The sequence below is a fragment of the Anaerobacillus sp. ABR4_321 genome (genome assembly GCF_056158505.1).
Genome location: NZ_JBSWTK010000001.1, coordinates 65899 through 92520, shown reverse-complemented (window position 1 = coordinate 92520; position 26622 = coordinate 65899). Strand labels below are relative to the sequence as shown.

Sequence of the window (26622 nt, the reverse complement as noted above, 5' to 3'; positions counted from 1 at the left end):
GAATAAATAGTACCATTGGATAGAAGAGACGAAATGACTATAGGAAGGGGAAGTTACATATGCAAGGTTATGTGCACGGTGGAGTCAAAGGAAAAGAAGGACTAGTATTCAAAGATAACTTAGAAGAACCTCGACCTGGAAAAGGTGAGGTGAAAATCCGATTACGAGCAGCGGGATTAAATCATAGAGATTTGTCTGTTCCTACGCGACGATCAAACGGAGATCCTGACGTCATCTTAGGCTCAGATGGTGCGGGAATCATCAGTGAAGTAGGTGAAGGCGTCCAATCAGTAAAAGTAGGGGATGAGGTGCTCATTAATCCAGGGATCGGTTGGAAAGAAAATGCTGCAGCACCGCCCGAAGGCTTTCAAATTGTTGGTTTTCCTGGAGACGGTACGTTTGCAGAAAGTATCGTGCTTCCTGAAGAAAATGCTATTCAAAAGCCTTCTTCTCTTTCGTTTGAGGTAGCTGCTTCTTATGGCATCGCAGCACTAACAGCTTATCGTGCTTTATTCACAAGAGGACAGTTAAAAAGTGATCAAACGGTGTTTATTCCAGGAATCGGTGGCGGTGTTGCGACATTTTTACTCCAATTTGCTAAAGCGATTGGCGCTAGGGTAATCGTTAGTTCAAGAAGTGAGGAAAAGCGCAAAAAAGCCCTCGATCTTGGAGCGGATCTCGCTCTTTCAAATGAAGATGACTGGACGAACGTTGCAAAAGAAGAAAAGGTCGATCTTGTAATCGAAAGTGTAGGAGCAGCGACGATCAACCGATCGTTAGATCTCTTACGGAGTGGAGGTACTTTGGTCATTTTTGGCTCATCAACAGGTGATACAGCTGAAATTAACTTAAGAGCTTTCTTCTATGGACAATACAATTTTCTTGGTTCGACGATGGGGAGTGCAGATGAATTTAGCGCTATGCTGGATTTTGTAACGAATCATTCCATTGAACCGATCATCGACGCGTCCTATGAATTGGGGCAAATCAAGAACGCGTTCAATCATTTAGCTGAGGCCAAACAGTTCGGAAAAATCGTAATTACCATGTAGCTTAAATGTTGGGTGAGGTATGTTTCGAACAGTTCAGGTCATGATAACTAATGATGGAGGTGGATATCATGGCGGAAAACAGGGATAGATCAAAACAGGATATCAAGATGAATACCTCATTGAACCCAGATATGGTTTTTGACAGTATTTCCGGTGATTCACTCAATCAACGGTTTACTTCCGAGCAAGCAAAAGAGCTCATGTCCAGAAATGACTTGGATGTTAAAAGTAAGCAATAAGCTTAAGGTAAACCATAAAAGAAAAGGAAGCCCCACGGCTTCCTTTTCGTATTTTGTAGGTATTTTAATAGTAATATGGATATCCATATGGAGGATAGCCGTAATAAGGGTAGTAAGGATACGGGCGATAATAAGGAATTAAACTAAGTGCTGCAATTCCTGCGAGTGGAAAATAGTATCTTCCATAGCGTCTGTAACGACGTCGTCCGTACTGACGCTCTGTTTCTTCTTCTGCAACTTCTTGAGGGAGTAGTAATGATACATGCTCACTGTCTGAGTCCATAATAATACCTTCATACTCCATACCGTCAGTCATTTGAACGTTTGCATGGTAATTGTTGTATTTCTTACAAAGCTTTTTCATATCTCCTGAAAGTTGCTTTAAATCTCCCTTGACCTGCTGATTTGGTCCTTGCATGGCACCCTGAACTTGCTGGTTCGGCATGTTCGGTCCGTGCATGGCACCTTGAACTTGCTGATTCGGCATATTTGGTCCATGCATAGCACCTTGAACTTGCTGATTCGGCATATTCGGTCCATGCATGGCACCTTGAACTTGCTGATTCGGCATATTCGGTCCATGCATGGCACCTTGAACTTGCTGATTTGGCATATTCGGTCCATGCATTGCGCCTTGTACTTGCTGATTCGGCATATTCGGTCCGTGCATCGCACCCTGAACTTGTTGATTTGGCATATTCGATCCGTGCATCGCGCCCTGAACTTGTTGATTAGGACCATTCATAGCGCCTTGTACTTGGTTATGCATGTTAGCACCCTGAACTTGTTGGTTCCCGTAGGGGTTGTTGTACATGTTCATAAGCGAACTCCTCCTTTACACAACACAGGATATTCACCCAGTTCCTAAACAGTTACAACAAAATAAGGGGTGAAAAGCCCAATTATTACATGTAAGAAGCACTCCTTCTTGATATTTCCATAAAGAAACTATACGATAAGTTCAAATGACCTTATAAGGTAGGGTGTACGATGAAAGGCTATTATTTAACTAGAATGGAAATGGGAAAGATCTTACAATGTATCAAGAATCAAGAAAGTCCATATGACATTTTGATGAAAGCTTGGGAGCGTACCGGAGGAGAAGGGAGATTTGAAGAAAACAATAATCTGCCTACTGTCTTTCAAAAGCTCTTAAAAGCTGAAGAAAGAGCGATCGGATTGTCTATCAATGAAATAGTGAGTCTCGGTAATCAAATTGAATATGCAAGCTTTCGTTCCACTGCCGTACAAAATTGGGTGAAAAGAGATATTAAAGATTGGATTGGCCCTCCGCAGCATGGGAAAAAGTATTCGATTGAACAGGCAGCGATTTTATTCATTGTAGAAGATTTAAAGAACACTCATGACTTTGAAAGCATTCGACTGTTATTAAGATTTGCTTTCAACAACCCTGCAGATCGAAACGATGATTTGATCAACCCTCTTGTTTTTTATCATGCGTATGCATGTCTATTTGAAGAAGTTCATTCAGAGAATAATCTTTCAGTTGTAAAAGAAAAGGCACAGGAACTTTGTTCAAAGAGTCGGTTAACGTTTGTGGAGAGTGAAGCAATGGAAAGTCTGCTTATCTCTTCATCACTATCTGTTGAAGCTGCATACTTTCAAACGTTGTCAAAACAATACCTAGAGAAGGCCTTGCGTTGATAATGAAAAAACCAGCTGGTATGCCAGCTGGTTTGAATTATTCTACCGTAAAATCAATGGTCTTCTTGAAATCTTCTTCGTTTTCAACTGCAAGCCAGATTTCTAACGTATATGAGCCTTTGGCAAGTGAATCGAGCGTGATTGTATATTCAAGAGTATCAGCCTGTTTCACTTCTTTCTTTTCAACTTGTTTGATGAAGCTTTTGTTGGCAGAATAGGTTACAAGAACTTCCCCTTCTTCATTATAAAGTTTGTAATCATATTTCTGACTCGAAGGAAAAACGACGGTTTGAACCTTTTCAGTTTGGTTTTGAACTTTGTAAGTAAAGGTTGCTTGCCCGTTACTAATCGAATCTAAAGTGAGGGAAGGTTCCATTGACCCAGCAACAATGCCAGAGGAGCCAGTTGCCCCAGTGTTAACCTCTTCGGCCTTTCCATTTCCGTTGTTCGTTGAATTCATTGACTCATTCCCTTCTCCGCATCCGGTTAACGTAAGTAATGCGATACTGCCGATAGCCAAGTATTTAAGCATATAATCACCCTTTTCTTAATTGGACGACTCAAGTGAAGAAAAGGTTACACGATTATTAGAAAATTTCATCAAAAGCAGGTAATCCTTATTTTTAGGGGTATATAATAAATGTGAAGGAAGAATAAAAGGAGTTCGATAGAATGCAGCTATGGCATAAGATAAACGCTAACGTTGGAGGGAGAAAAGGTGAAGTACTCGGTAACGAAAACTTCTATAAATTTGCGGTGCTTCTTCCCCTAATCGAGGTGAAGGATGAACTCCATGTATTGTTCGAAGTGAGGGCTCATACACTGCGCAGACAGCCTGGTGAGGTATGTTTTCCGGGTGGAAAAGTCGATCGAACCGATGATAGCCCCTTGAAAGCAGCTACGAGAGAAACGTGTGAAGAACTGGGGGTATCAGAAAATGATCTTCAAGTCATTGGCGAGCTCGATTACCTTGTGTCGTCTTTTCAATCCATCGTCTACCCGTTTCTGGGAGTTATTAATAAAGATACGACGTTGTCTCATAATCCTGAGGAGGTAGAGGAGGTATTTACAGTACCTTTAAGCTATTTTATATCGAATCCTCCTGAACGCCACGATATCAACATTCATGTAAAGCCCGATGAGAGCTTTCCGTTTCATCTTATACCAAATGGTGAGGAATATAACTGGTCGTCTTCTGTATTACCTGAGTTCTTTTATTATTATAAAGATTATGTGATTTGGGGGATGACTGCAAGAATCCTATACCACTTCGTTCAACTTATAAGTGAACAGTAGGATGAGAGATGTATTGCCAGTTTCTTAAATAATAGGTAAACTAGAAAAGGTCGATTCATGTCGTATTTTCTAGTTTTTTTGTGTTTGCAATTTTTTTATATTGGCTGAAATAGACAAAAAGCCTTCAAACCCCACGAAAGAATTAGATGGATGAAATACGTACATATATAGAAAATGCAAAAAACAGTTAGTAGGGGGATAATAATGCTTTTGATCATTTTTCTATTGCTTGCCGGGTCACTAGGGTTCTTTATTTACTCATATTTCGTTAACGATTATGCGAAAGAAGTTAAAGGACAAGTAGATGATGTATACATTAACTTAATGAGAGAGTTAAAAGTTGTAAAACAACGTACGGAACTTCTCGAACGCCAAGCAAAAACTGCAAATGGTGGTAGCAATGAGTAAGCAAGAAGCAAAGGGAATTGCGGCTGGTCTTTTGGTTGCTGCTCTTCTTCTCGGAGCCTATTATTTAATGTTTTCAAGTGCATGGGCTGAAGAGAGTAAGAAATCAACGGACGAGTTGATTGAAGAGCAATTGAAGGAAAAGAACATGGTGATGGTAAAGAAAGAAGAGTACGAATCATTGCAGGCTTCACAAAAAGAGTTAGAAGCCATCAATGCTAAAGATACTTCTAAAGAAACCTCCAAAGATAAAGAGGTAAAAGAAGAAGAGGAAAAAGAGGAAAAACCTAAAAAGATTACGTTTGTTATCAAAGAGGGCATGACGAGTCAAGAAGTAGCTCAAAGTCTCGAAGATCAAAAACTCGTGGAAAGTGCTGATGAATTTATTAAGGTATTAAGAGATAAAGGCAAGGAAACTGCAATTCAACCACGTGAATTCGAGCTTACTACAGAGATGACAACAGCTCAGATTATTGCTGAAATAGCAAGATAACATATCGTAAGTTTAAGAGCTTGGAATGGCATGTGCCTCAAGCTCTTTTTTTATATGGTAAAGAAGCTACCGTGTAATGAAAAACGCATCTGGATTAACAGATGCGTTTTTTTATGATTATTGATCGAGAGAGAGGGCATTTGGGGACTGAGGGATTGGAATCGCTTCATAGAGAGAATAAGGTCCAATCCTGTCAAACCCTGTATTAAAGAAGCTGACCTTGCTATAGCCGAATTGTGATGCCGTAAGCATAATCGCTTCAAGTGTTTCCATCGCTTCTTCTTGAGAATCAAATGTGCTATCTTCTGTGAATGTGATCGCAGCTACATCGTCTCTTTTTTCAACAGAATCGATCGACACACTTTCTGGAATCGAAGGCGCATATGCGTTGTTTTCGCTATCGCCGTTCTTCATAAGGGAGAGAACGCTCTGCAAATCATTCGCGTTGTCACCATATAATGGTGAACCTTTTACAAGGTATCGATCGCCCGTACTCGCTTCAAATAGAAAGAATGGTGCAGTTTCGTATTCAATACTTTGATCTGCTGGACCATAATTACCTAGGGTATAACCTTCTTCACCATTCGTTTTCCATGCGATGTTTTGTGCATCGACACTATCCGCAAGCCACGCGATACTATCTCGAATCATGATCGATTCGTTTGATGAAAGGCCATCACCAGGTGTTGGGAAGTCAACGACTAGGGTTTTCGAATCATTAGTATTTTCGATAGTAAAGGAAGCATCAGAGATTGGCGATTCCGAAAGTCCGTATTCACTTGCAACGAAGGTGGAAAGGATTTCTTTTAATTGGTCTGATAGTGTTTGTTCACTGTCAAAAGGAAATGATAGAGGAATGAGAGCCTGCCCCTCTTGATCTGGAAATGAGAGGACGATACTTTCTGCGCCATGTTGCATAGCAGGAGTATAATGATCGAACGTTACCATTTCCTTAGCGGCAAATCCCTTGTCGCTATCTTCAGCTTCACCGATCGGATCATCTACAATTTTCTTATCTTCATCGAGTGTAGCGGTAGTTGCGCTTTCATTCGCATTGGAATCTCCTTGACCCGAAGAAGATTCTATGGCAGGTTGCGATTGATCTTCTGTTTCGTTGAATAAGCCTGGTAAAAGAAATAAAGATAAACTTACGACTGCTGCAGTTGCAAATGATGGAATGATCCATGGTGCACGTTTTTTCTTCTTCACATGACTACCTCGTTCTTTCATTTTATTTTGAACTTGTTGATAGATCATTTCTTTACTTTGATGGTCTTTAACTTCGGGTAATTTTGATAACAGAGATTTTGTTTTTTCACTCATCATAAAACCCCCTTTAAATTCGTCTTCATTTGGTCGTCCAAAAGTTCTCGAAGCGCTTTGATGGCACGATGCTGTGTGGTTTTTACCTTACTCACGCTCCACTGAAGAACTTCGGCGGTTTCATTCACTGTAAACTCTTGAATGTAGCGAAGAATAAGAACTTGTTGCTGGTCGAGCGTGCAATTTTTCAAACTATGGTAGATGGCTTGAACGTCTTCTTTTTGCATCACGATTTCTTCAGGGAGCGGTGTATCATCTTTCGTATTTTGTTTGTTAAATTCGAACTTGCTCAGCCACCTTGAAGTTCTCCGGTTATGTGTACGCAAATAATCGATTGCGACGTTTCTCGCTATCGTTAATAGCCAGGTTTTTTCATTGCTTCTTTCTTCGTATGAATGATAGGAGCGTAGTACTTTAATATAGACCTCTTGAACAAGCTCCTCTGCGACTGCACGATTTTTTACCATATAAAATAAGAACTGAAATAATGTTGCGTGATAGTCGTTATACAGTCGATCAAATGTTTCATTCATGTTATACCCCTCCTCCTCCTATATAACAAAACGACATACGTTACGAAAAGGTTACAACGACATTGAAATTTATTCAAAAGGACAAAGTGTTTTGGGAAGTATGAATATTTCTGTAAAATGGTAATCAATACCTTATGAAAAGGAGAATAGTCGTGCAATCTTCTAAGCAGTCTTTCCCATTTTTCTATGGATGGTTGATCGTCGCAGCAGCAGCCTTAGGCGTTTTCTTTTCCGGTCCTGGACAAACCTACGGCGTTTCTGTCTTTATTAATCACTATATCTCAGATTTCGGTTGGAGTCGTTCGTTAGTTTCTGGTATTTATTCATCAGCTACGTTAGCAGCTGGTCTTTTACTATTTATTATTGGTAGAATGGTAGACAAATTTGGACAGAGACGAATGATGCTCACCATAGGGTCTTTATTAGCGGTCGCGTGCCTTTGGAATAGCTTTGTAATAGGACCGGTCATGTTGTTCATCGGTTTTTTTATGCTCCGATTGTTCGGACAGGGTTCAATGACACTAGTTCCAAATACGCTTGTCCCTCAATGGTTTATTCTTAAAAGGGGGCGAGCACTAAGTTTTATGGCGATAGGCGGATTCTTGAGTTCTGCAATTTTTCCACCTCTTAACACGTGGTTGATCAACTCGTTCGGTTGGGAAAATGCCTGGAGAATTCTTGGAGCAGCAATCGTCATCATCTTTTTACCAGTCGTTTTCTTTCTAATCCGAAACAAACCTGAAGACATCGGCTTACTTCCTGATAATGCGGTTTCGAAAAAAAGACTAGCAAAGCGTAAGGAAGAAAAGATGGGTGAAGAAGATGAGGAAGGGTTTGAAACGAATTGGACAGTAAAGGAAGCGATGAGGACGAGAGCGTTCTGGTTGATTTTATTTTGTGTGAGTATCCCAGCACTCGTTAATACAGGGCTCACGTTTCATTTGTTTTCCATATTGGGAGAGCAAGGTGTACCTGACCAAACAGCTGCACTGATCTTGAGTATCATGGCGATCGTTGGTTTTCCGGTAACGATGGCATCAGGTTTTATTTTAGAACGTGTTAATGTACATATCGTTTTAGGCCTTTCTTTCATCGGTCAAATGGTTTTTATCCTGTTATTGACTCAAGTAGATACGTATGTCCTGGCAATTGTGTTCGGCGTATTATGGGGAGTCATAGGTGGCATCGAGAGGATCACCCTCAACATTATTTGGCCAGATTATTTTGGCAGAGAAAACCTAGGAAGTATAAAAGGGATCGCGACTACAACGATGGTAATCGGTTCTGCTTTCGGTCCATTACCTTTTGGTGTGGCTTACGATACATTTGGAGGGTATACAGAGATTTTATTACTTATCTTGATTTTCCCAATCCTTGGTACGGTTGCAGCCTTTTTATCTCCACCTCCAAAGAAACCCGCATAATAATAAGCTCCTTCCAATCGAATGGGAGGAGCTTTTATTTAGAAAAGATGGAATAAACAAGAACGTCATAATACTTTTGATGGAGAAAGATATGCTCTTTAAAACAGCCTTCTTTCTTGAACCCTAGCTGTTTGAGGCGCTTGACTGCAGATTCGTTGTTTCGGATGGTCTGGGCATAAATTTTGTGTAATCTCATCTTTGAAAATCCGAAATCGATAATGGACCTCGCTGCCTCCAAACCATATCCTCCTCGCCAATAATCTCTCGATAGTACTGCGCCAATCTCCGCTTTGGAAGAATTGCGATCCCAGTTTTGGAATCCTGCAGTGCCGATCAGTTGGTTGTTGCTTTTAAGACGAACGGCAAATCGAATTGAATTTGTTGTTGAAATCGAAGATGGATCTTTAAAAGCGTTGATGTAGTGATTTGCTTGTGTCCTAGTCTTCATGGTGTCACCCGTATCGTAATACGTGACTAGCGGATCTGAAAAAATGGAAAATAAAGCATCAACATCGTTCGGATGAAGAGCTGTTAGCACTAATCGTGATGTTAAAAGTGTTGGAAAAGTATCCATGTTCTGCACCGTCCGTTTTTTATACTATATGCAGAACGATCCATAGAGTGGAGGGCGGTCATCTATATAAAAAGAAGTTTATGAACTTCTTTTATGATTGAGGAAAACGAATCGTAATGTATTCCTTTAATAATTCTTCTTGTTTCTTGTTGTATTCATCTAGAGATAAAGAGCTATTCTCCAGTTGATCGTCAAATAACAATACGTTTTGTTCTTGCTCAAGTCTCATAGTCGCAAATTGGTATAAATATGAGAAGCCAGGCCTTGTTGCTGTTTCCAGAAGGTAAGGCATCCTCATGGCGCCAGGTCGTCGTCTTCTCGCAAGGGCATCGATGATCCCAGGAAGCGTCCTAAAACCAAGTCCATGACCAAAATACATACCATCCCCCATATCGACGATGTTCTCACCTTGCCATTCAGGTGTTAATGGATTTACGTCTGGATTCTTTACATACCGTATATCGCCAGGAATATATTGCGATGGGATATTATGAACGATCCGGAGGTCAGCATCATACTTCCAACCCCATAGTCGAATATCTGCGAATAACGTATTGAATTTCACGGGCGGAAGCATTCTTAAGGCAGCTTTGTACAAAACGATGATCATGGCTGTTGCGCATTCAAACGCATAGATTCTTCCGTTTCGAAAAATATCAACGATAGCCTCAGCAGGAGGAACGCCTTGTCTTAGCTGAAAAGCTCCGTCAGGCATCAAGTTCCAAAACATTGGATTACACCTTGATTTATAAAAGTCCGCAAATTGTGCGCCGCTATAATAAAGTTCCCGAGCACTCGCTGTAATTGCTGAACGAAACTGCATTTCAAATACGACTTCGCCACGAGAGCGATACGTGTGTGTGGCCGAACTGTTGAGAAGCGTTTCTAACACCTGTCGCTCGAAGGAGTTTTGAATCATACGATGGTCAAAATCGTCGATCGTCGCGACCTTATCTCCTATAAGTATCATGGTTTACCTCCTCAATCGATTGAACCTGTGCTTCTAGAGGCCGTGTTAACCATTCATTCCATTCAGAGCGAGAATACTTTCTTAATTTATATGAAAAGTCACTAAGACGTTTTTGTGTTTCCGCTGGCAGTGACCGGAACTCTTCATCATGAAGGCGGCTATTTCCAGGCTGTTCTTTGTATTTCATCATAAAGTCAACACAGTAGGGCTCTAACTGCGCTGTAAGCTCATAACTATTTACATTGAGTACAAGGTATGGAAGGTTCTCTTCGTACCACGTCCTGAAATGTACATAAGGATTTTCTGACTCGTTCAGCCCAGGAATAAAGTGAAGAAGTTCCTTTGCGAAATGTTTCTCCTCACGATCATGCGATGCTAGTCTTTCGCCCACGGGAAGTAAACTACTTACGTTTTGTGTTGAAAAGTATGCCCACGTTAAATAATGCGTTGGGTGTCCTTCTTGATGTCGCTTAAACAATAACTGAGAAATAGCAGGAAGGTCAGTCGGGTCATGAAAGATCGTCGTTAACAACCCTGCTGACCGATCTAATACAAAACGGTATTTCGAGTTAAGATTTTCATTAGCCCCAGTTGTGACGATCCATCTTAATACAGAGTGGATGAGCTGAGGTGTCTCACATATTGAGTATGGAAAAGGGCTCGCGGGTGCACGTTCTTTTGCGAGTATATCTTTTCTTAGTGCGAGTGCGACTTTATTTCTATCTGATAAGTATTTTGTTAATCTGTTTGAACTAATAGATGATGAGAGTACATAAAGCGTTGGGAATGACACCTCCTCACTGTTTACTTGAGAAGCTGCAAGCTTTTTATCTTGTTCAATCAGGTCTGTAAAATGACTCTTGAGAGCGCTGATCCCACTTACTTTTCGAATCATCTCCAAGGAACTGTTCATAGAATTTCCTCCCCTCTTAATGCTCCTTCTAACAACCTATTCATCTTTTTAAAAATTCATCACTGAGTGAAATTGAAATTTTGGCACGCCATATGCAACCTTTGGGAATTATTTACGTCTACAAGTGTGGAAGGGTAGAAACAGAAAGGGGATATCTATGATTAGAGGGGTCTATCGTTTTGGGGTGAAGTTCATAGCATCTTTTGTTGGTGTTTTACTGCTTGGTGCCTTACCAGGTTTGTTCAATGGAATGAAACTTGATCTAGGAGGTTATGGAGATCGGTTGGTCGCGACTATACAAAAACTGATGGCTTATAACGAGCTCACCTTCCGAGTTGGTGATAACCAATATCCATTGTTTCCTGAACTCTTTACATACTTAAACTATTCCTTGATTTTGCTATTTTCAGCACTTATCTTAGCTTTCATTAGTGCGTTAGGGGCAACATATCTCACCATGATGCTTCCAATAAAATTTAAACAGATGATAAAAAGAGGATCGTTTTTATTCGAATCGTTACCAGACGTTTTTATTCTTGCATGCGTACAGATCGGTGTCATTTGGTTCTATAAGAAGACTAGTATTCTACTCGTTGATATCGCTGCGTTCGAAAGAATCTATGCGATGCCAATACTCGTGTTGTCGATCCTTCCAGCGCTGTTATTCTATCGCATCATGCTTCATGTGTTTGAAGAAGAAGCTGAAAAGCCTTATGTCGAATTGGCGAAAACAAAGGGTGTTGCAGGAACTGCTCTCATGTTTGTTCATATGTTTCGAAACGCTTTGTTACCGATTTATTTTCATTCGAGGTCAATCATCTGGTTCGCGCTTTCAAATTTGTTTATTATGGAATTTGTTTTCAACTTAAACGGTATCATCCGCTTTATGTACACTAACCCTACACCTGAACTCTTTACAGTTGGCGCTTTGTTACTTTTTGTGCCGATCTTTATTATTCTAGGACTCTACCAACTTCTTGCAGAACGAGTTTCCAAAGCGGAGGCATTGTAACGATGAATGGGGGGAATAGCTCGTGTTAATGAAAAATCCGATGTTTCTTACTGGGATACTTGTTCTTATCCTTTTGTTTGGAGGGAGCGTATTTTATACCATCGCGTATGATGATCACATTCCACAAACATTCATGCTTTATAATGAAGAAGGAAATTTGATCGACAAAGCTCCATTAACACCTTCACAGGTTGAGCCGTTTGGAACAGATAAATTAGGATACCATCTTTTTCAACAGATCATTATAGGTGCAAAATATACAATTGGAATCGCGCTTCTTATCGCATGTATGAGAATGTCGTTATCCTTTGTAGCTGGAGTGATCTCTGGTACCTATTCAAAGAAAACGTCTCGTGTAACTTCAGGCCTGGTAGATGCGATGCAGTACATTCCTATTTCTCTACTGAGCTATTTTATCTTAAGGGGCGTACTGATGGAGAATGGGATGGAAGGTACGTTTCAATATAATTTCTGGGAAAGGTTGATCTTTGAAGTCATTATCTTAACAGCAGTCGCTGTTCCTACTACGACCGTACTGATATCAAATGAGACGCATTCATTGTGGCAAAAAAGCTATATCGAAGGTGCGAGAATTCTTGGCGGTTCTAAAGTAAGAATCTTGTTCAAACACATCTTTCCTCATTTGTGGCCAAGAATGATGATCATCTTTCTGCAACAGTTGATCAATGTCTTTATCCTGTTGTTACATCTCGGATTACTAAAGCTTTTCTTAGGTGGTACAATCTTTAATCCTGATCCACAGCTTGGGGACGAATATCGTTCGGTGTCTTCAGAGTGGTCGGGGTTAATCGGGTCTACATATGAATTTCTTCCGTATAATACGTGGATTCCTCTTATCCCGATCCTTTTCTTTGTCGTTGTCATTCTTTCAGTTAACATCACCCTCGAAGGCTATAAGCAATCTCAAAATGGTCAGGTAGGGAAGAGGCGTAAACGGAGAAAAGAAGTTCATTCAACAACAGAAGAGAAGAACGTGTCAGCTGGGTCATTTTATTTTATCAACCATGAAGAAAGTGAGTACGAAGATCAAAAAGCAGTGAACAGATAGACAAAAGCACAACCGCGGAGGTTGTGCTTTTTGGCATTTTTATTCATTTGGTTGAAGCCAGTTAATGCGAGTGTCATCTCTTCCTTTTGTACCTTTTAATAAAATCGCACTATTCTCTCCACCTAAATAATTTTGTATGGCGTATTCGTTCTCTGCCGTAATGATAATATCAACAGAATAGTATTTCCAAAGATCACCGAGGCCGTTATATTCCTCAATATAAAGGTGTGAAAGTAACGTAAGATAGCTGTTAGCTGCTTCTTTCATTTTCTCTTCCGTCATGGAGTCAGGGACCATCAATTCAAGGTGAAGCGTGCTCCCTTTTGCGAAATAAGTAACATCCATAATATCCGTGTCTCGCTTTGCTATTTCTGTTGACCGCTTCATATAAGCGGCACTAATATATGGGGAGTCAATGTTTTCCTCTGCACTGTTGCTTTCAGGGAACCACATGTCGGTTCCTGTTAATTGAATGGTAGTCGTAATGAGTAAGAGCAGGCAGGCTACTAACCCTACCCATTCAAGAACCATACTTTTCTTCCTTGGACGTCTTGAGTAATGTTCGATGAGTATATTGTCGAGCATTTTTTCTTTTTTTGCTTCAGTAAAATGTTGCTTCTGAAACATGACGTTCTTTACCTTTTTCTTCATATCATTTGTTTCCATAAAGTTGTTCACTCACTTTCTCCACCGAGTCTTGTTTCAAGCAGGCGTCGGGCCCGATGCAGACGAGATTTAACCGTTGCTTCTTTTGTATCTAGAAGATCACTGATTTCTTTGATCGATAAATCTTCATGATAAAAAAGAATAAACGATTCACGGTATTTAATGGGAAGCTTTAAAATTTCGTTGCGCAACTTCAAAGCTTCTTCGTTTTTCACGATTAGTAATTCAGGAGAAGAATCATGAGATTTTATTAACTTCAACATTGTGCTCGGAACGATATGTTTAAAGGACCAGCTACGAACGTAATCATGGCAACGATTTACCGCAATGCGGTATAGCCAGTTTTTTAAGGAAGCTTCTCCACGATATGTGTCAATTTTTAGAAAGCATGTTAAAAATACTTCCTGTACAATGTCCTCAGCTTTGCCCCAATCTTTCACATATGTATAAGAAAGTCGAAGGATCGACTCACCAAATTGTGACATCAACTGTTCGATTAACTGCGTTTTCTCGACAGTGTTATAGGAGGTAATATCACTTTTCTTTATTAAGTTAAGGTCGATTTTTCTCATGTTATCAGCCCTTTAAAAGTCCTTTTTCTTATAAAGACGGTCGCCCCTACATAAAGTTGCAGGTATCTTTAATTTATTTCATTTGCGTGCCCCTTTTTCCTTTTTCTTTTCGATATATAGTAGGAAGTAAATTTATTTATGGGGAGTGAAAGATGATGATCATCATCGATGCTGGTCATGGAGGTACGGATCCAGGTGCATGTGCAGGAGGGATAAGGGAAAAGGATTGGACGTTAGAAGTGTCGTTGCATCAGCAATCGTTTTTAAATAATCTTGGCATTCAAACGGTGCTGACTAGAACCTCCGATAAAGGGTTGACGCCTATAGAGCGAACGAATCTCGTCAAACGGTGTGGTGGGTCAATTTGTATTAGTAATCATTTTAACGCGGGTGGAGGGAAAGGAGCTGAAGTGATCCATTCAATTTATTCAGACGGTAAGCTTGCAAAAGCAGCAGGACATGCTCTTACGTCAGCGGGAATGCCTCTCAGGCGAGTGTTCTCGCGAAAAGGAAGAGACGATCGTGATTATTACTTTATGCATCGCCTCACTGGATCAGTTGAAACGCTCATTGTAGAATATGGCTTTTTGGATTCAACTGAGGACATGGCGAAACTACGTGCGCTTCGATTGAAACTTGCAGAGTCTGTTGCGCTTGCCGTTGTTAAAAAGACGCAGTCGGTCTATGTTGTACAAGCTGGTGCATATCAAGAGAAGAAACGAGCACTAACACTTTGTACTGAATTAAGAGAAAAAGGGTATGATGCGATTATAAAAGAAGAGCGATAATCGTCAATAAAAAATGAGTCATGCTGCTGCATGACTCATTTGTTGTTCTTATTTTAATAAATCTGGATTTTCACTTTTCGCTCGCTTTACTTTAGGCTTTCGAACGCCACCTGCGATGTCCGCTTTTTTAAAGTCCTTTGCATATGCAACTTCCTGTGCATCACTTAATTGAAAACCTTTTTCGTGAATCGGTTGATATTGAGAGTTCTTAGCCATGATGCTATTCCTCCTTGTAGTAAATATCGGCTTATATTAAATCGATACCCTGGTAGAAAATGAGTTAAACATACATGTTCTATTTTGTTATCGCACACGATTTTGTGGTAACTTAATGATAAGCGTATGTCGTTTTTACTATTGGAGGAATTATGGAACGAAAAAAATTAACGAATCTCATAATAGGAAGTTTCATTGTGATCGTGGGAGCTCTTTTGTTAGGGAAGTATACGTATGTTCATGAAGAGCACATCGAACGAGGCGAAATCGTTAGTAAGGAAAGTCATCACCACGAGTACTATGTCTTTGTACAGCCCGAGGGTGAAGGTGATGCCAAAAAGCTTGTTGTAGAAGATGAGATGACTTGGAATTTAGTAGTCGAAGGTGAACTTTACAACGTTGCTTATGCATGGCATGGTTCAAAGGAACCTGTCATTGAAGAAATGGAAAAAGTAGAACGAGAGTAATATTCTCGTTCTACTTTTTTGTATACCGATTGTTCAATAGTTGTATGGTGAAAATAAGTTGAACAAACGAGATATATGCAAAAAGACTCAGATGAACAGTCAGGTTTGCTGTCCATTTGTATCATTTTCATTGATGTTTTGATAGGTTTTGTCGAATGTATGTACTCTTGTTGTTTAAGTAATGTATAATAAAGGTACTAAATTGGAAGGTGGTTCTTACGATGACGATAAGAAACACTCAGAAGGAGAAGCTCGCTGTAGATCGGTGTATGAAACATTTAGAAGTCGTCAACGTTGAACCTAAAGTAAGACAGCTTATTTACATGTACATGACCTCTATTTATCGGGAAGCTTATAAAGAAGGTTTGGCCGATGGAGAACGTCAAGAACAACCTCAGGAACAGCACTCAGGCTAATGTGCCAAAAAAATGGTTTGATTTTTTGTGTGATTTAGCTATACTGATTAGTAATATAACAACGTCTATGCGAAAGAGAGTAGTGTTTGTGAAGGGAAAAGCGATCCGGGGATGGTGTGAGCCTGGAGCCTAGGCAAGCATGAACCGGACTTTCAAGATACTGTTCTGAACGATTAGTAGGAATGGTCGGTTTCCCCGTTATGGAATAAAGTTGGCACTGGTTGTAACCAGGCAATAAGAGTGGTACCGCGGATTACTCCGTCTCTAATCAATGATTAGAGGCGGAGTTTTTTGTATATTATGAAGGAGGATTTCTAATTGAACTATAAAGACATATTTGCAAATGAGCTTTATCATGTGATTGAACATAAAGTAGCGTACGAGACCATTCTCAACCGAATCGAAAAACCAAGTCAAGAAAGCTATGGAGATTTTGCCTTTCCGTGTTTTGATCTCGCTAAAATCATGAGACGTTCTCCTCAACAAATCGCATCAGAGTTAGCGCCCAAATTAGAACATCCTGCTTTTGAAAGATGTGAGTCTGTAGGGGCCTATCTTAATGTGTATTTGAAAAAGAGACAGGCTTCATCAGAAATCATAAGTGACGTGTTAGAGAGTGGATATGAATTTGGAAAAAGCAATCATGGCAACAATGGAAAGGTTCCAATCGACATGTCTTCTCCTAATATAGCGAAGCCCTTTTCAATGGGGCACTTACGCTCAACTGTTATTGGAAATTCACTAGCTCTATTACTTGAAAAAATAGGCTACGAGCCTATCCGAATCAATCACCTGGGAGATTGGGGAACTCAGTTCGGTAAGCTGATCGCAGCTTACTTGAAATGGGGTGACGAAGAAAAGGTTCGTCAGAATACGATTAAAGAACTTCTCGCTCTATACATTAAGTTTCACGAAGAAGCTGAGAAAGACGCCAATCTTGAAGATGAAGGAAGAAGATGGTTTAAGCGCTTAGAAGATGGAGATAAGCAGGCCGTTAAGCTATGGGAGTGGTTTAGAGAAGAATCACTAAAAGAGTTTAATCGTATCTATGAATTGATGGATATTTCCTTCGACTCAACAAACGGGGAAGCATTTTACAACGATAAGATGGATCGCGTTGTTCAGCTTCTATCTGACAAAGAGTTACTCAAAGAGTCAGAAGGTGCGCTAGTTGTAGAGATGGACGACGACAACCTTCCTCCATGTTTGATTAAGAAAAAAGATGGAGCAACGTTATATGCTACCCGTGATTTAGCAGCAGCGTTATACCGCTACGAAACATATGGATTCAGTCAATCTTTATACGTAGTAGGGAATGAACAAAGCTTGCACTTTAAACAACTGATCGAAGTATTGAAGAAGCTAGACTTTGATTTCGCAGAAAACATGCATCATATCTCATTCGGTATGATGTTGAAGGATGGCAAAAAAATGTCTACGCGTAAAGGGAAAGTCGTTCTCCTAGAAGAAGTGCTTGAAGAGGCAATTCAGCTTGCGAAAGTTAATATTGAAACGAAAAATCCTTCGTTATTAAATAAAGATGTTATTGCAAAACAAGTTGGTGTAGGAGCTGTACTGTTCCACGATTTGAAGAATGACCGTCGAAACGACATCGATTTCTCTCTCGAAAGCATGTTGAGAGTCGAAGGAGAGACAGGTCCGTACGTGCAATATACGAATGCAAGGGCATGTTCGATCTTAAGAAAGGGACAATACACTAAGGGTGATGTCTCTGGAGTGGAGGATGAGAAGGCATGGCCAATCGTTATGTTACTCAATGCTTTTCCTGAAACGGTTCAAAGAGCAGCAAGTGATTTTGACCCATCGATCGTTGCTAAATACTTGATCGACCTCTCTCGCTCTTTCAATAAATATTATAGCCATGTAAGAATACTTGATGAAGAAAATATGAAACAAGGTAGACTGGACTTAGTGGCATCCGTTTCGATCGTGTTAACAGAAGGTCTTCGATTACTCGGAATTCATGCGCCACAAGAAATGTAATAACATGGTTCAGGCTGTTTGCAAAGCCTGAAGAGGTTTCCAAATTCCTGCGGTATAGGGACTATGATATTTTAGGTTTTCAATAATAATAAAAACGCAGACCCATTAAGTGGATCTGCGTTTTTTTAATAGCCCGTGTAATCCGTATCCTCAACTGTTCCATCAAACATATTTTGTTCATATTCATCGATCGTCTCTTCGTATCGTTCATGAGATTCATTCGGCATAACACCAGTCGGTTTCCCATCGATATCAGATGTAAGAAACGTCTCGATCTCTTCAACATACCCATATGGTTCGTCTGCTTCGACATACATATTGTCGTAGTCTTTTTTTGGATCGATGAAATCTGAAGGGGTATCTGATGTTCCATAACTCGCTGCACGTTGCCAGGAATCTTCAGAGTCAAAGAAATTCGCATCACGGTTATCGTTATCGTATCTTCCAAACGGATTTGCAGACTCTTCTGCAGGTCTATTGTGGGAAGTTTGATCAGATGGAGAATGGTCGACGCAAGTTGTTGCTGTTGGCATGGCGAGTAGCCGTTCAGTAGCAATTTCTTTTCCACATTCCTGACAAACACCATATTTACCTTGGTTGATTCTTTGTAAGGCAAGGTTTAGCTCTGCTTTTTCTTGTTTTAAGTGTTCATCTAAAGACAAATCTTTTTCACGTTCGAATAACTCAGTTCCAGTATCACCAGGGTGGTTATCGTAATTTGATAGTTCACCGGTGGATTCTTGAACAAAGGCCTGCGATAGACCAAAATCGTCTTGTTCAGTTCTTTCTTGTTCTTCAATTTCTGCTAATCGATTCTTTATCATTTCTTTAAATGAACGAAGCTGATTGGTTGTCAGCATAAATACAGCCTCCTTATTTTTATGGATAGTTGTAGTATGTAGCAAAGCTTCACATGCTACTTCTGAAAATAATTCCATGAATAAAGAATGAATCCCAGTTATTTGGAAAAAAATAGGGAGGTGACAAAGCTGTGGAGAAACTGGTGATCAGATGAAAAGGAAGTTTTATCCTATTGAGGTTTTACTTTGGAGTATCGCGTTTCCAGGGTTTGGACAAATTTTAAATCGTGCTTATATTCGCGGCGGATTTTTTATCCTTCTCGAATTTTTAATCAATGTAAACTCGAACCTTAACTTGAACATTCTGTATAGCTTTCAAGGCAAGTCAAGCCTTGCAGTCGATGTAACGAACTATCAATGGGCGATGTTTTATCCATGTATCTACTTGTTTGCGATTTTTGAAAGCTATGTGATGGCATATCAGCGTCTTAGCATGCGTATTCCTACATACGTAAGTATTCCGTTTGTTTCAGGGGCATATTTTTCAACGATCGGAGTCATTTACTCGAATGTTATACCGATTCCACCCACATTCACTCCGATACTCGGAATTGTGATAGGTGTTGGAATAGGACTTGTGTGTCGAAAGTTCTTATTAAGAAGATTACCGAATTAAAAAACAGGCAGTGAGAATTTTTCCTCACTGCCTGTTTTAGTTAAATTTCACTCATTCGAAAATCTGCGGATTGTAGTTCTTCTGCATCTTTTTCTCGTTCTCTTCGTGCCCATTGGAAGAAGATGTAGCCTAGTGCAGAACCATATGAGATTTCTTGAATAATTTTCATGATGATTCCACCTAATTGCTGGTCTTCTAAGATTCCGAGTGGTTTAAATTGAGCAAAAAGTTCAGGAGGTACAGTAGTGCCCCCAGGAACACAGTAACCCATTGCCGTCGCCCATACAGTTGGATCAGTATAAGTAGCATATAAAGGAGTTGAAGCGAAGATGATCAATGCACACGCAGGTGTTAATAGAACACCATCTGCGAAGATATATCCAAGCTTTTTCACTCCTGATAAGGTATCATATTCAGGGACAGGACATACAAGTGGCCACCACATTGCAAAAGCGGATAGAATCAGTGCGACCTTGTAAATATCCTGAGCTGTATAGTTAACCATTAAGTAGTCAAAGATCTCAGGGATATGATAAAAGGAAAACAGCCCGTTAAATAAGAGCAATGAAATGATTGGAAACGTAAAGAACTTCACAATTTTATGGACGACCTTGATATTGAGAAGCGGTCTTAACATCCACGCTGGCGTACCGATGATCATCAATGGCGGTGCGATTAAATAAACGAGTGCCATCTCGGTCATATGGATACTTAAAAGTAAATGCCCCATAAGTGATAAAGGTCCACCGAATCCAATATAGAGAATAAATACGCCTAAAAGAAAGAACAGCTTTTTATACAACGGAAAAGGAGCTGAATCTTTAAAAGAATTTTTCCATGGTCCAGTTAGAAGTAAATAGAGTACTCCTACGAAAATGGCAGCGACCATTAACCCAGGGCTCCACAACGCACTAAAGGAAAACGTGCTTGATAATTGTTCCCACATCAGGAACACCTCCATCTATATTTCATAAGCCAGTCATAGCAAATCAACATACCCATCATACCACATCAATACAAAATCTCATTAACCTCTACCATTATTGTAAAAAGGAATCAAAGGAAATACAACAATACCTAATAGGAATGTGTGAAGGAACCGTGACATTCTGACCTCTAGTTGACAGTAGAGCAAACCTTCACATAGAATGGCAACAGGACCATATATGAACGCACATTCATATAAAACGGAGGAAAAAGTATGGATAATCAAGAAAGAGACGCTATCCTTGAGAACGTGGATCTTGATGAAGAAACGTTATTTATCGTGTCGCAAACGTTTAAAGCACTAGGTGATCCTACAAGAATACGCATCTTAAATCTTCTAGCAGATCATGAATGCTCTGTTAGTGAAATAGCGGAAGGGCTTCAATTGTCTCAATCCACCGTTTCACATCAATTGCGTTTCTTGAAAAATTTAAGGCTGGTTAAATTTCGACGAGCAGGAACAAGCATTTATTATTCCCCAGATGATACACACGTGATGGCGCTTTTGAGTCAGGCGATTAATCATGCTTGTCATGATTAGTAGGAATGATTGAAAAAAGTTTGGAAACGTTCATAAAATTAGGTGTTGAATGAATGTAAGCGAAGTTATAATGTGGATAGAACGAACGAGAGGGGAATAAGCATGTTAGCAAAAATTAAGCAGCATAAAACTGAATCTGCTGTTATTTTCTTAGCTTTTATTCTGCCTTTTATTACGATGGTTGTGATCGGTGCATTATCGATCTATCTATCTTATAGTGGCTAAGGAATTAACAGTGTTTTTATAGGAAGGTGGACGAGATGACGGATATAGGATCAATCTTAGTCGTCATGTCGACGGTTATCTTCTTTGTTGTCTTCGGACTGTTTGGTTTCTTTCTTTATATGCTAAAACGAAAAGAAAGAAAGGAAGAGAATCAAAAGGAGATGCCTGAACATGAGGAGTAAAAATATAAGACTGCTTATTATATTACTTATTATCAGCGCAGTATGGGGAGTCGCCTACTGGGTCTGGGCATTTGGTAATGTATAAAAGACTTTTCCGAGGAGAAAGGTCTTTTTTTGTTATAAACAGCATGAAGTAAGGAATACATAATAATGGCGAATTCGAGCGAAGAGAGGGATAAGATGGGACACCATAATCACAGCTCAGTAAAAAATATTAAAACGGCATTTTTCCTAAACTTCAGTTTTACTATCATAGAAATCATAGGCGGCCTCTTAACGAACAGTATGGCGATCCTATCTGATGCTCTGCATGACTTAGGAGATTCATTATCATTAGGAATATCGTGGTATCTCCAAAAGAAATCAAACCGTAAAGGAAGTAACGCCACGTTTAGCTTTGGGTATAGAAGATTTTCGTTACTTGGAGCTTTAATCAACAGCATCATTTTAATTGGCGGCTCCCTTTTTATTTTGACACAGGCCGTCCCTCGTCTCTTAAATCCAGAGCCTGTTCAAGCGAGTGGAATGATGGTATTAGCAATTCTAGGCGTTCTCGTGAACGGTGCAGCTGTTTTTAAACTCCGTAGTGGTAAATCCATGAATGAAAAAGTGGTAACGTGGCACTTACTTGAAGACGTACTAGGCTGGGTAGCTGTATTGATCGTGAGTATCGTTCTGATGTTTAAAAACATCCCGATTCTCGACCCGATTCTTTCGGTTATGATTACGCTCTATGTGTTGGTGAATGTGATTAAGAACCTCAAGAAAACACTTATGATCTTTTTAGATGCTGTACCTGAAGGTGTCGATCTTAAAGAGATAAAGAGTAAGATTGTAGCTCTACCAGGCATTATTTCGACCCACCATACGCATCTATGGTCTCTCGATGGCGAACAGCATGTTCTTAGTACTCATATCGTTGTGGAAGAGTCTCTAGACAAAGCTGAAATCATCCACATTAAAGAACGAATTCAAGAGTTTGTTGAAGAGCTGCATCTGGAACATTTAACGATCCAAGTCGATTACCAAGATGAACGTTGTCTGATGGCTGAGTCGTCTGTGGACGATCGGTAGTTGTACATAGGCTTAGAGAGGTTGACAACCACAGAGTGTAGAGAAAGTCTCGAAGGTAGATGAAAGTAGATGATAATTTCCATTCTAATTAATGTTGATGGATATTGAAATATCTGCCTGTTAAACCATTGGACGGAACGTTCGTTTTGGATAAATTCTCATCAAGTAGGAGAGACGATCGCGGACTCCTGCGGTCGTCATCGACTACGGTATCGGGAGCACCGAATAATGAAATGGGTTCCTCGACAAGTTGGGTTGACAACCAGCTCTTTTTTCCTTATTATCATATTAGATTATATGTTTAAACTTTTGAACGGATGTGGGTTTCTATGAATAACGAACAAGAGCATCACGAGGTAATTGATCTTTTTAGAAAAAGCACACCAATTTTTCAAGCGTTAGGTGATCCATATAGACAGGATATTATCATGCTCTTAAGTGAACATGACAAATTGAGCGTCAATGAAATTACGGAGAAATCAACTTTATCAAGACCAGCGATCTCTCACCATTTGAAGATCCTGCGTGAAGTAGGCCTTGTATCTGCTTCTAAGCAAGGTACGACACGTTTTTATTCACTACAGTTAGAAGATAGCGTAACAACATTAAAACACTTGTTAGCAAAAGTGGAAGATGCATGCTTTTAGTCTTCTACTTTTTAACACATTTAATGTTTAAAAGTTTAAACTAATAGAAGTAATGGAGGTAATATATATGAAAACTGCACTGATAACTGGAGCATCTGGTGGTTTAGGATATGAATTAGCCAAACTAATGGCGAAAGATAACGTCGACCTGATTCTAGTCGCACGAAACAAAAAGAAATTAGAGGAAAATGCAAACGAATTAAGGAAGCATGGTATTCAGGTAGACGTCATCGTAAGCGATCTTTCGAAGCCCGGGGCACCGGATGAAGTTTATGCTGAAGTACAAAGAATGGGGAAGAAAGTTGACATTCTCGTTAATAACGCTGGTGTTGGCATGTTTGGTCGATTTATAGAAAACGACCTCCAGCAAGAGATGGACATGTTATACTTGAACATCAATTCCCTCACACATTTAACGAAGCTATTTTTACGCGGAATGAAAGATAGAGGTCACGGAAAAATCTTAAACATCGCTTCAACGGCTGCATTTCAACCAGGTCCACTGATGGCCGTTTACTATGCTTCCAAAGCTTATGTTCTTTCGTTTTCTGAAGCGATAGAAAACGAGTTAAACGGTTCTGGTGTAACAGTATCGACACTATGTCCTGGTCCTACAAAAACAGATTTTGCCGACCGAGCGGACTTAGGTAAATCAAAACTTTTCGATATGGGTACGATGGATGCAGAGTCTGTTGCTAAAATAGGGTATAAAGGGTTTATGAGCAACAGAAGTGTGATCATACCTGGTCGACAAAATCGCTTGATGGCAAAATCCGTGCGATTCATGCCTCGAAAATTAGCGACAAGGATCGTTAGGAATGTTCAAAAAGAAAAATGAGGGTGATTTTGCTCATACCTTATGAACTAATAAGAATGATAAGTATTTCTCAAGCAGCCTGAATTTAATTCAGGCTCTTGCTATTTCAAGAAATGCTCAAAATTAACGAATAAAACGTATGGCAAGTCGATTATATATCATATATGGTAGTAAGAGAACGATTACGTTTGGAGGGAAGAAAGTAATGCAAAGAAAATTAACATTGATGATCGGTCTTATCAGTATCTTGCTATTAGCAGCATGCGGACAAGATGTACCCGATGATCTTGATTGGGAAGTTGAAGAGTTTACATATACGGATCACACAAACAGCGAATTTGGTCTTAAGGATTTAGAAGGTGACGTTTGGCTTGCGAACTTCATCTTTACGAATTGCGATACGGTATGTCCTCCTATGACATCCAACATGTCTAAAATACAGGACAAACTAGCAGAGCAAGATATCGATGCTGAAATCGTATCGTTTAGTGTAGATCCAGAACGTGATACACCTGAACAGCTAGAAACATTTTCTCAAAAGTTTGATGCAGATTTATCTAACTGGCATTTCCTAACAGGTTATGATGGAGATGAAATCCAGGAGTTCGCGAAGAATAGCTTTCAAACACTAGCACTACCTGACCCGAAATCTGATCAATTCACTCACGGAACATCTTTCTATCTCGTGAATAAAGAGGGCATCGTAGTTATGAAATACGAAGGTGTTTCGAACGTCAAATATGATGAAATCGTAGACGATGTGAAGGCACTGCAATAATAGGAAGAACCTCACGATTGAAAATCTGATTCCGTCTGCTTTGCAAAATTAATTTAATAGCGTCCTAAAGCAAAACGTTTGGGAGGCTCGGGCGTTCGTCCGCAGGAAAGCAAGTTGTATTCGAACTCTTACGGTATGGGGACCACAATATTCAAGATTTATCAACTGAACCTCATCAATGAGGTTCTTTTTTGATTTAGCGCTACATCGTGCTAAATTGACAAAAAACAACAGGATTTCTATAATAACGAAGGAAAGCGATAACATGATGGTTTATCATAGAATATGTGAGACTGACCAGAGAGAAGGGGAGAGAACCATGGCAGAAAAGCGTCCGATTACAGTTGCGACAGGGGACGGAATAGGTCCTGAAATTATGGAAGCAACGATGCACATTTTAGAACAAGCTGGGGCAGAAATAGAACCAGAGTATATTGATGTAGGTGAGAAAGTTTATCTTACAGGCAACTCCACAGGAATCCCACAAGAAGCATGGGACTCATTACGTCGTACGAAAGTATTTCTAAAAGCACCGATCACAACACCTCAAGGTGGGGGCTATAAAAGCTTAAACGTTACGATTCGAACTGCTATGGGGTTGTATGCAAACGTTCGCCCATGCGTTTCGTATAGTCCAGTTATTGAAAACAAACATCCAGACATGGACTTAGTAATTGTACGTGAAAATGAAGAGGATCTATACGCAGGAATCGAACATCAACAAACTCCTGATGTTGTTCAAAGTCTAAAGTTGATTTCTCGTCCAGGTTCTGAGCGTATCGTTCGTTATGCGTTTGAGTATGCTCGTCAAAACAATCGAAAAAAGGTCACTTGCTTAGTGAAAGATAACATCATGAAATTAAGTGACGGTTTATTTCATCAAGTCTTTAAAGAAATCGCAGCGGAATATCCTGATATCGAATCTAGTCATTACATCGTAGATATTGGAATGGCGCGTATTGCAGATACACCTGAAGAGTTTGATGTAATCGTAACACCAAACCTTTACGGAGATATTGCTTCCGATATCGCTGCTCAAATTGCTGGTAGTGTTGGTTTAGCGGGCTCTGCTAATATCGGTGACGAGATCGCTATGTTTGAAGCAATCCATGGAAGTGCACCGGATATCGCGGGCAAAGAAATTGCAAATCCGTCTGGCCTTTTACACGGAGCAATCATGATGCTCGTTCATATCGGACAGCCTGAAGCGGCTGAAAAGATTCATAATGCATGGTTGAAGACGATTGAAGACGGAGTTTTAACAGGCGACATGGCAAGAGGGAAAGCAGCTGTAGGAACGAAAGAATTTGCAGCGGCTGTCGTTGAACGTCTTGGTCAGTCTCCATCAACGCTCGAACCCGTTTCGTATAACAAGAAAACAATTCAAAAAGAAAAAGATTTTGACCGTCCAAAACACGAAGTTGAGAGAGAATTAGATGGTACAGATGTCTTCTTATTCAACAACACACTTACTGTAGATGAAATCGGCGAAAAGCTTGAAAGAGCGGCTGGAGAATCCTTTGAGTTCGTCATGATGACAAACCGCGGAGTGAAAGTTTACCCAAATGGTTTCTCAGAAACGTTCCTATCTGACCACTGGCGTTGCCGTTTCCAAAAGGCAGAAGGAAAGCAAGTCGAGCAGGCAGAAATACGTGAACTGCTTTCACGCATCGAAGACGAAGAGCTTGATTGGATCAAGATTGAAAACCTCTACCGTTTTAATGGGAAAATTGCTTATTCATTAGCACAAGGTCAATAAATGGGTATGAAAGCCTGTCGAGAAAATCTCGGCAGGCTT

Annotated in this window: 34 protein-coding genes and 1 other annotated feature; of the genes, 22 read left to right on the top strand and 12 right to left on the bottom strand. The window is 40.0% G+C overall.

All coding sequences use genetic code 11. The features are described from left to right. The first annotated feature begins 59 nt into the window (after positions 1–59). Entirely contained in the window at positions 60–1052 is a 993-nt protein-coding gene (locus tag ACXADT_RS00460) for a zinc-binding dehydrogenase (protein ID WP_474832891.1), read from the top strand. Between the two features lie 68 nt (positions 1053–1120). Further along, positions 1121–1291, top strand: a complete 171-nt coding sequence (locus ACXADT_RS00455) for a hypothetical protein (RefSeq protein WP_474814136.1) — start codon at positions 1121–1123, stop codon at positions 1289–1291. 64 nt (positions 1292–1355) lie between these two features. On the opposite strand, the gene ACXADT_RS00450 is transcribed toward ACXADT_RS00455, so the two are convergent. Further along, complete coding sequence (locus ACXADT_RS00450) at positions 1356–2111, bottom strand: hypothetical protein (RefSeq protein ID WP_474832890.1); 756 nt, start codon at positions 2109–2111, stop codon at positions 1356–1358. 170 nt (positions 2112–2281) lie between these two features. Between ACXADT_RS00450 and ACXADT_RS00445 the strand changes: the two genes are divergently transcribed. Next, positions 2282–2956 (top strand): DUF1836 domain-containing protein, encoded by a 675-nt coding sequence (locus ACXADT_RS00445; RefSeq protein ID WP_270182519.1) that lies wholly within the window; start codon positions 2282–2284, stop codon positions 2954–2956. 37 nt (positions 2957–2993) lie between these two features. Here the strand turns inward: ACXADT_RS00445 and ACXADT_RS00440 are convergent, their stop codons facing one another. Continuing rightward, positions 2994–3488 carry a BsuPI-related putative proteinase inhibitor gene (locus ACXADT_RS00440; RefSeq protein WP_474814132.1) on the bottom strand — a complete coding sequence of 165 codons (495 nt, stop codon included), beginning with the start codon at positions 3486–3488 and terminating at the stop codon, positions 2994–2996. A 140-nt stretch (positions 3489–3628) separates the two neighbouring features. Here ACXADT_RS00440 and ACXADT_RS00435 point away from each other — a divergent pair, with 140 nt between their 5' ends. The 3 genes from ACXADT_RS00435 to ACXADT_RS00425 all read left to right on the top strand — a co-directional run bounded on the left by ACXADT_RS00435 (position 3629) and on the right by ACXADT_RS00425 (position 5150). Beyond that, positions 3629–4252, top strand: a complete 624-nt coding sequence (locus ACXADT_RS00435) for an NUDIX hydrolase (protein WP_474832888.1) — start codon at positions 3629–3631, stop codon at positions 4250–4252. A 204-nt stretch (positions 4253–4456) separates the two neighbouring features. Continuing rightward, entirely contained in the window at positions 4457–4660 is a 204-nt protein-coding gene (locus ACXADT_RS00430) for a hypothetical protein (RefSeq protein WP_270182522.1), read from the top strand. Then, complete coding sequence (locus tag ACXADT_RS00425; protein WP_270182523.1) at positions 4653–5150, top strand: hypothetical protein; 498 nt, start codon at positions 4653–4655, stop codon at positions 5148–5150. Before ACXADT_RS00430 ends, ACXADT_RS00425 begins: the two co-directional genes overlap by 8 nt. 117 nt (positions 5151–5267) lie before the next feature. Here ACXADT_RS00425 and ACXADT_RS00420 read toward each other — a convergent pair whose 3' ends face one another. Continuing rightward, on the bottom strand, positions 5268–6473 hold the full coding sequence (locus ACXADT_RS00420; RefSeq protein ID WP_474832887.1) for a GerMN domain-containing protein: 1206 nt from the start codon (positions 6471–6473) through the stop codon (positions 5268–5270). Further along, positions 6473–7006: an RNA polymerase sigma factor SigX gene (locus ACXADT_RS00415; RefSeq protein WP_270182525.1), complete on the bottom strand. Its 534-nt coding sequence runs from the start codon at positions 7004–7006 to the stop codon at positions 6473–6475. Before ACXADT_RS00415 ends, ACXADT_RS00420 begins: the two co-directional genes overlap by 1 nt. A gap of 152 nt (positions 7007–7158) precedes the next feature. On the opposite strand from ACXADT_RS00415, the gene ACXADT_RS00410 reads away from it, so the two are divergent. Continuing rightward, positions 7159–8430, top strand: a complete 1272-nt coding sequence (locus ACXADT_RS00410; RefSeq protein ID WP_474832885.1) for an MFS transporter — start codon at positions 7159–7161, stop codon at positions 8428–8430. Between the two features lie 34 nt (positions 8431–8464). On the opposite strand, the gene ACXADT_RS00405 is transcribed toward ACXADT_RS00410, so the two are convergent. The 3 genes from ACXADT_RS00405 to ACXADT_RS00395 form a co-directional block, all read right to left on the bottom strand. Continuing rightward, on the bottom strand, positions 8465–9004 hold the full coding sequence (locus ACXADT_RS00405) for a GNAT family N-acetyltransferase (RefSeq protein ID WP_474832883.1): 540 nt from the start codon (positions 9002–9004) through the stop codon (positions 8465–8467). Positions 9005–9095: 91 nt separating this feature from the next. Next, on the bottom strand, positions 9096–9974 hold the full coding sequence (locus tag ACXADT_RS00400) for a protein-glutamine gamma-glutamyltransferase (RefSeq protein ID WP_474832882.1): 879 nt from the start codon (positions 9972–9974) through the stop codon (positions 9096–9098). Continuing rightward, positions 9955–10887: a hypothetical protein gene (locus tag ACXADT_RS00395; RefSeq protein ID WP_474832881.1), complete on the bottom strand. Its 933-nt coding sequence runs from the start codon at positions 10885–10887 to the stop codon at positions 9955–9957. The genes ACXADT_RS00400 and ACXADT_RS00395 overlap by 20 nt, the downstream gene beginning before the upstream one ends. Before the next feature lie 157 nt (positions 10888–11044). Between ACXADT_RS00395 and ACXADT_RS00390 the strand changes: the two genes are divergently transcribed. Continuing rightward, positions 11045–11899, top strand: a complete 855-nt coding sequence (locus ACXADT_RS00390) for an ABC transporter permease subunit (protein ID WP_474832880.1) — start codon at positions 11045–11047, stop codon at positions 11897–11899. A 28-nt stretch (positions 11900–11927) separates the two neighbouring features. Continuing rightward, complete coding sequence (locus ACXADT_RS00385) at positions 11928–12968, top strand: ABC transporter permease (RefSeq protein ID WP_474834615.1); 1041 nt, start codon at positions 11928–11930, stop codon at positions 12966–12968. Between the two features lie 39 nt (positions 12969–13007). Here ACXADT_RS00385 and ACXADT_RS00380 read toward each other — a convergent pair whose 3' ends face one another. Both ACXADT_RS00380 and ACXADT_RS00375 read right to left on the bottom strand, forming a co-directional pair. Then, positions 13008–13646, bottom strand: coding sequence for a hypothetical protein (locus tag ACXADT_RS00380; protein ID WP_474832879.1), 639 nt, complete (start codon positions 13644–13646; stop codon positions 13008–13010). Further along, complete coding sequence (locus tag ACXADT_RS00375; RefSeq protein ID WP_474832877.1) at positions 13643–14206, bottom strand: sigma-70 family RNA polymerase sigma factor; 564 nt, start codon at positions 14204–14206, stop codon at positions 13643–13645. The genes ACXADT_RS00380 and ACXADT_RS00375 overlap by 4 nt, the downstream gene beginning before the upstream one ends. A gap of 155 nt (positions 14207–14361) precedes the next feature. Here ACXADT_RS00375 and ACXADT_RS00370 point away from each other — a divergent pair, with 155 nt between their 5' ends. Further along, entirely contained in the window at positions 14362–14994 is a 633-nt protein-coding gene (locus ACXADT_RS00370; protein WP_474832876.1) for an N-acetylmuramoyl-L-alanine amidase, read from the top strand. Between the two features lie 48 nt (positions 14995–15042). On the opposite strand, the gene ACXADT_RS00365 is transcribed toward ACXADT_RS00370, so the two are convergent. Beyond that, positions 15043–15210, bottom strand: coding sequence for a YfhE family protein (locus ACXADT_RS00365; RefSeq protein WP_270182534.1), 168 nt, complete (start codon positions 15208–15210; stop codon positions 15043–15045). 152 nt (positions 15211–15362) lie between these two features. Between ACXADT_RS00365 and ACXADT_RS00360 the strand changes: the two genes are divergently transcribed. The 3 genes from ACXADT_RS00360 to argS all read left to right on the top strand — a co-directional run bounded on the left by ACXADT_RS00360 (position 15363) and on the right by argS (position 18097). Further along, positions 15363–15677 carry a hypothetical protein gene (locus ACXADT_RS00360; RefSeq protein ID WP_270182535.1) on the top strand — a complete coding sequence of 105 codons (315 nt, stop codon included), beginning with the start codon at positions 15363–15365 and terminating at the stop codon, positions 15675–15677. Between the two features lie 221 nt (positions 15678–15898). Further along, on the top strand, positions 15899–16093 hold the full coding sequence (locus tag ACXADT_RS00355; protein ID WP_270182536.1) for a hypothetical protein: 195 nt from the start codon (positions 15899–15901) through the stop codon (positions 16091–16093). Positions 16094–16151: 58 nt separating this feature from the next. After that, positions 16152–16362: a binding site (T-box leader), on the top strand. Between the two features lie 49 nt (positions 16363–16411). After that, positions 16412–18097: an arginine--tRNA ligase gene (gene argS / locus ACXADT_RS00350; RefSeq protein WP_474832874.1), complete on the top strand. Its 1686-nt coding sequence runs from the start codon at positions 16412–16414 to the stop codon at positions 18095–18097. A gap of 125 nt (positions 18098–18222) precedes the next feature. Here the strand turns inward: argS and ACXADT_RS00345 are convergent, their stop codons facing one another. Then, positions 18223–18957, bottom strand: coding sequence for a TraR/DksA C4-type zinc finger protein (locus ACXADT_RS00345; RefSeq protein WP_474832873.1), 735 nt, complete (start codon positions 18955–18957; stop codon positions 18223–18225). Between the two features lie 151 nt (positions 18958–19108). Here ACXADT_RS00345 and ACXADT_RS00340 point away from each other — a divergent pair, with 151 nt between their 5' ends. Beyond that, positions 19109–19573, top strand: coding sequence for a hypothetical protein (locus tag ACXADT_RS00340; protein ID WP_270182539.1), 465 nt, complete (start codon positions 19109–19111; stop codon positions 19571–19573). A 40-nt stretch (positions 19574–19613) separates the two neighbouring features. Here the strand turns inward: ACXADT_RS00340 and ctaG are convergent, their stop codons facing one another. Further along, positions 19614–20519 (bottom strand): cytochrome c oxidase assembly factor CtaG, encoded by a 906-nt coding sequence (gene ctaG, locus ACXADT_RS00335; RefSeq protein ID WP_270182540.1) that lies wholly within the window; start codon positions 20517–20519, stop codon positions 19614–19616. 255 nt (positions 20520–20774) lie between these two features. Between ctaG and ACXADT_RS00330 the strand changes: the two genes are divergently transcribed. The 8 genes from ACXADT_RS00330 (at position 20775) to ACXADT_RS00295 (ending at position 26583) form a co-directional block, all read left to right on the top strand. After that, complete coding sequence (locus tag ACXADT_RS00330; RefSeq protein WP_270182541.1) at positions 20775–21101, top strand: ArsR/SmtB family transcription factor; 327 nt, start codon at positions 20775–20777, stop codon at positions 21099–21101. 102 nt (positions 21102–21203) lie between these two features. Continuing rightward, positions 21204–21326 carry a hypothetical protein gene (locus ACXADT_RS00325; RefSeq protein ID WP_270182542.1) on the top strand — a complete coding sequence of 41 codons (123 nt, stop codon included), beginning with the start codon at positions 21204–21206 and terminating at the stop codon, positions 21324–21326. Positions 21327–21361: 35 nt separating this feature from the next. Continuing rightward, entirely contained in the window at positions 21362–21508 is a 147-nt protein-coding gene (locus tag ACXADT_RS00320; protein WP_270182543.1) for a hypothetical protein, read from the top strand. Between the two features lie 150 nt (positions 21509–21658). After that, positions 21659–22582: a cation diffusion facilitator family transporter gene (locus ACXADT_RS00315; protein ID WP_270182544.1), complete on the top strand. Its 924-nt coding sequence runs from the start codon at positions 21659–21661 to the stop codon at positions 22580–22582. A 329-nt stretch (positions 22583–22911) separates the two neighbouring features. After that, entirely contained in the window at positions 22912–23229 is a 318-nt protein-coding gene (locus tag ACXADT_RS00310; protein ID WP_270182545.1) for an ArsR/SmtB family transcription factor, read from the top strand. A 67-nt stretch (positions 23230–23296) separates the two neighbouring features. Beyond that, the gene (locus ACXADT_RS00305) at positions 23297–24067 is read left to right on the top strand and encodes an SDR family NAD(P)-dependent oxidoreductase (protein WP_474832871.1); all 771 of its coding nucleotides are present in this window, start codon (positions 23297–23299) and stop codon (positions 24065–24067) included. Between the two features lie 184 nt (positions 24068–24251). Then, entirely contained in the window at positions 24252–24824 is a 573-nt protein-coding gene (locus tag ACXADT_RS00300; protein WP_474814104.1) for an SCO family protein, read from the top strand. A gap of 319 nt (positions 24825–25143) precedes the next feature. Continuing rightward, on the top strand, positions 25144–26583 hold the full coding sequence (locus tag ACXADT_RS00295; protein ID WP_474832869.1) for an NADP-dependent isocitrate dehydrogenase: 1440 nt from the start codon (positions 25144–25146) through the stop codon (positions 26581–26583). Positions 26584–26622 lie beyond the last annotated feature (39 nt).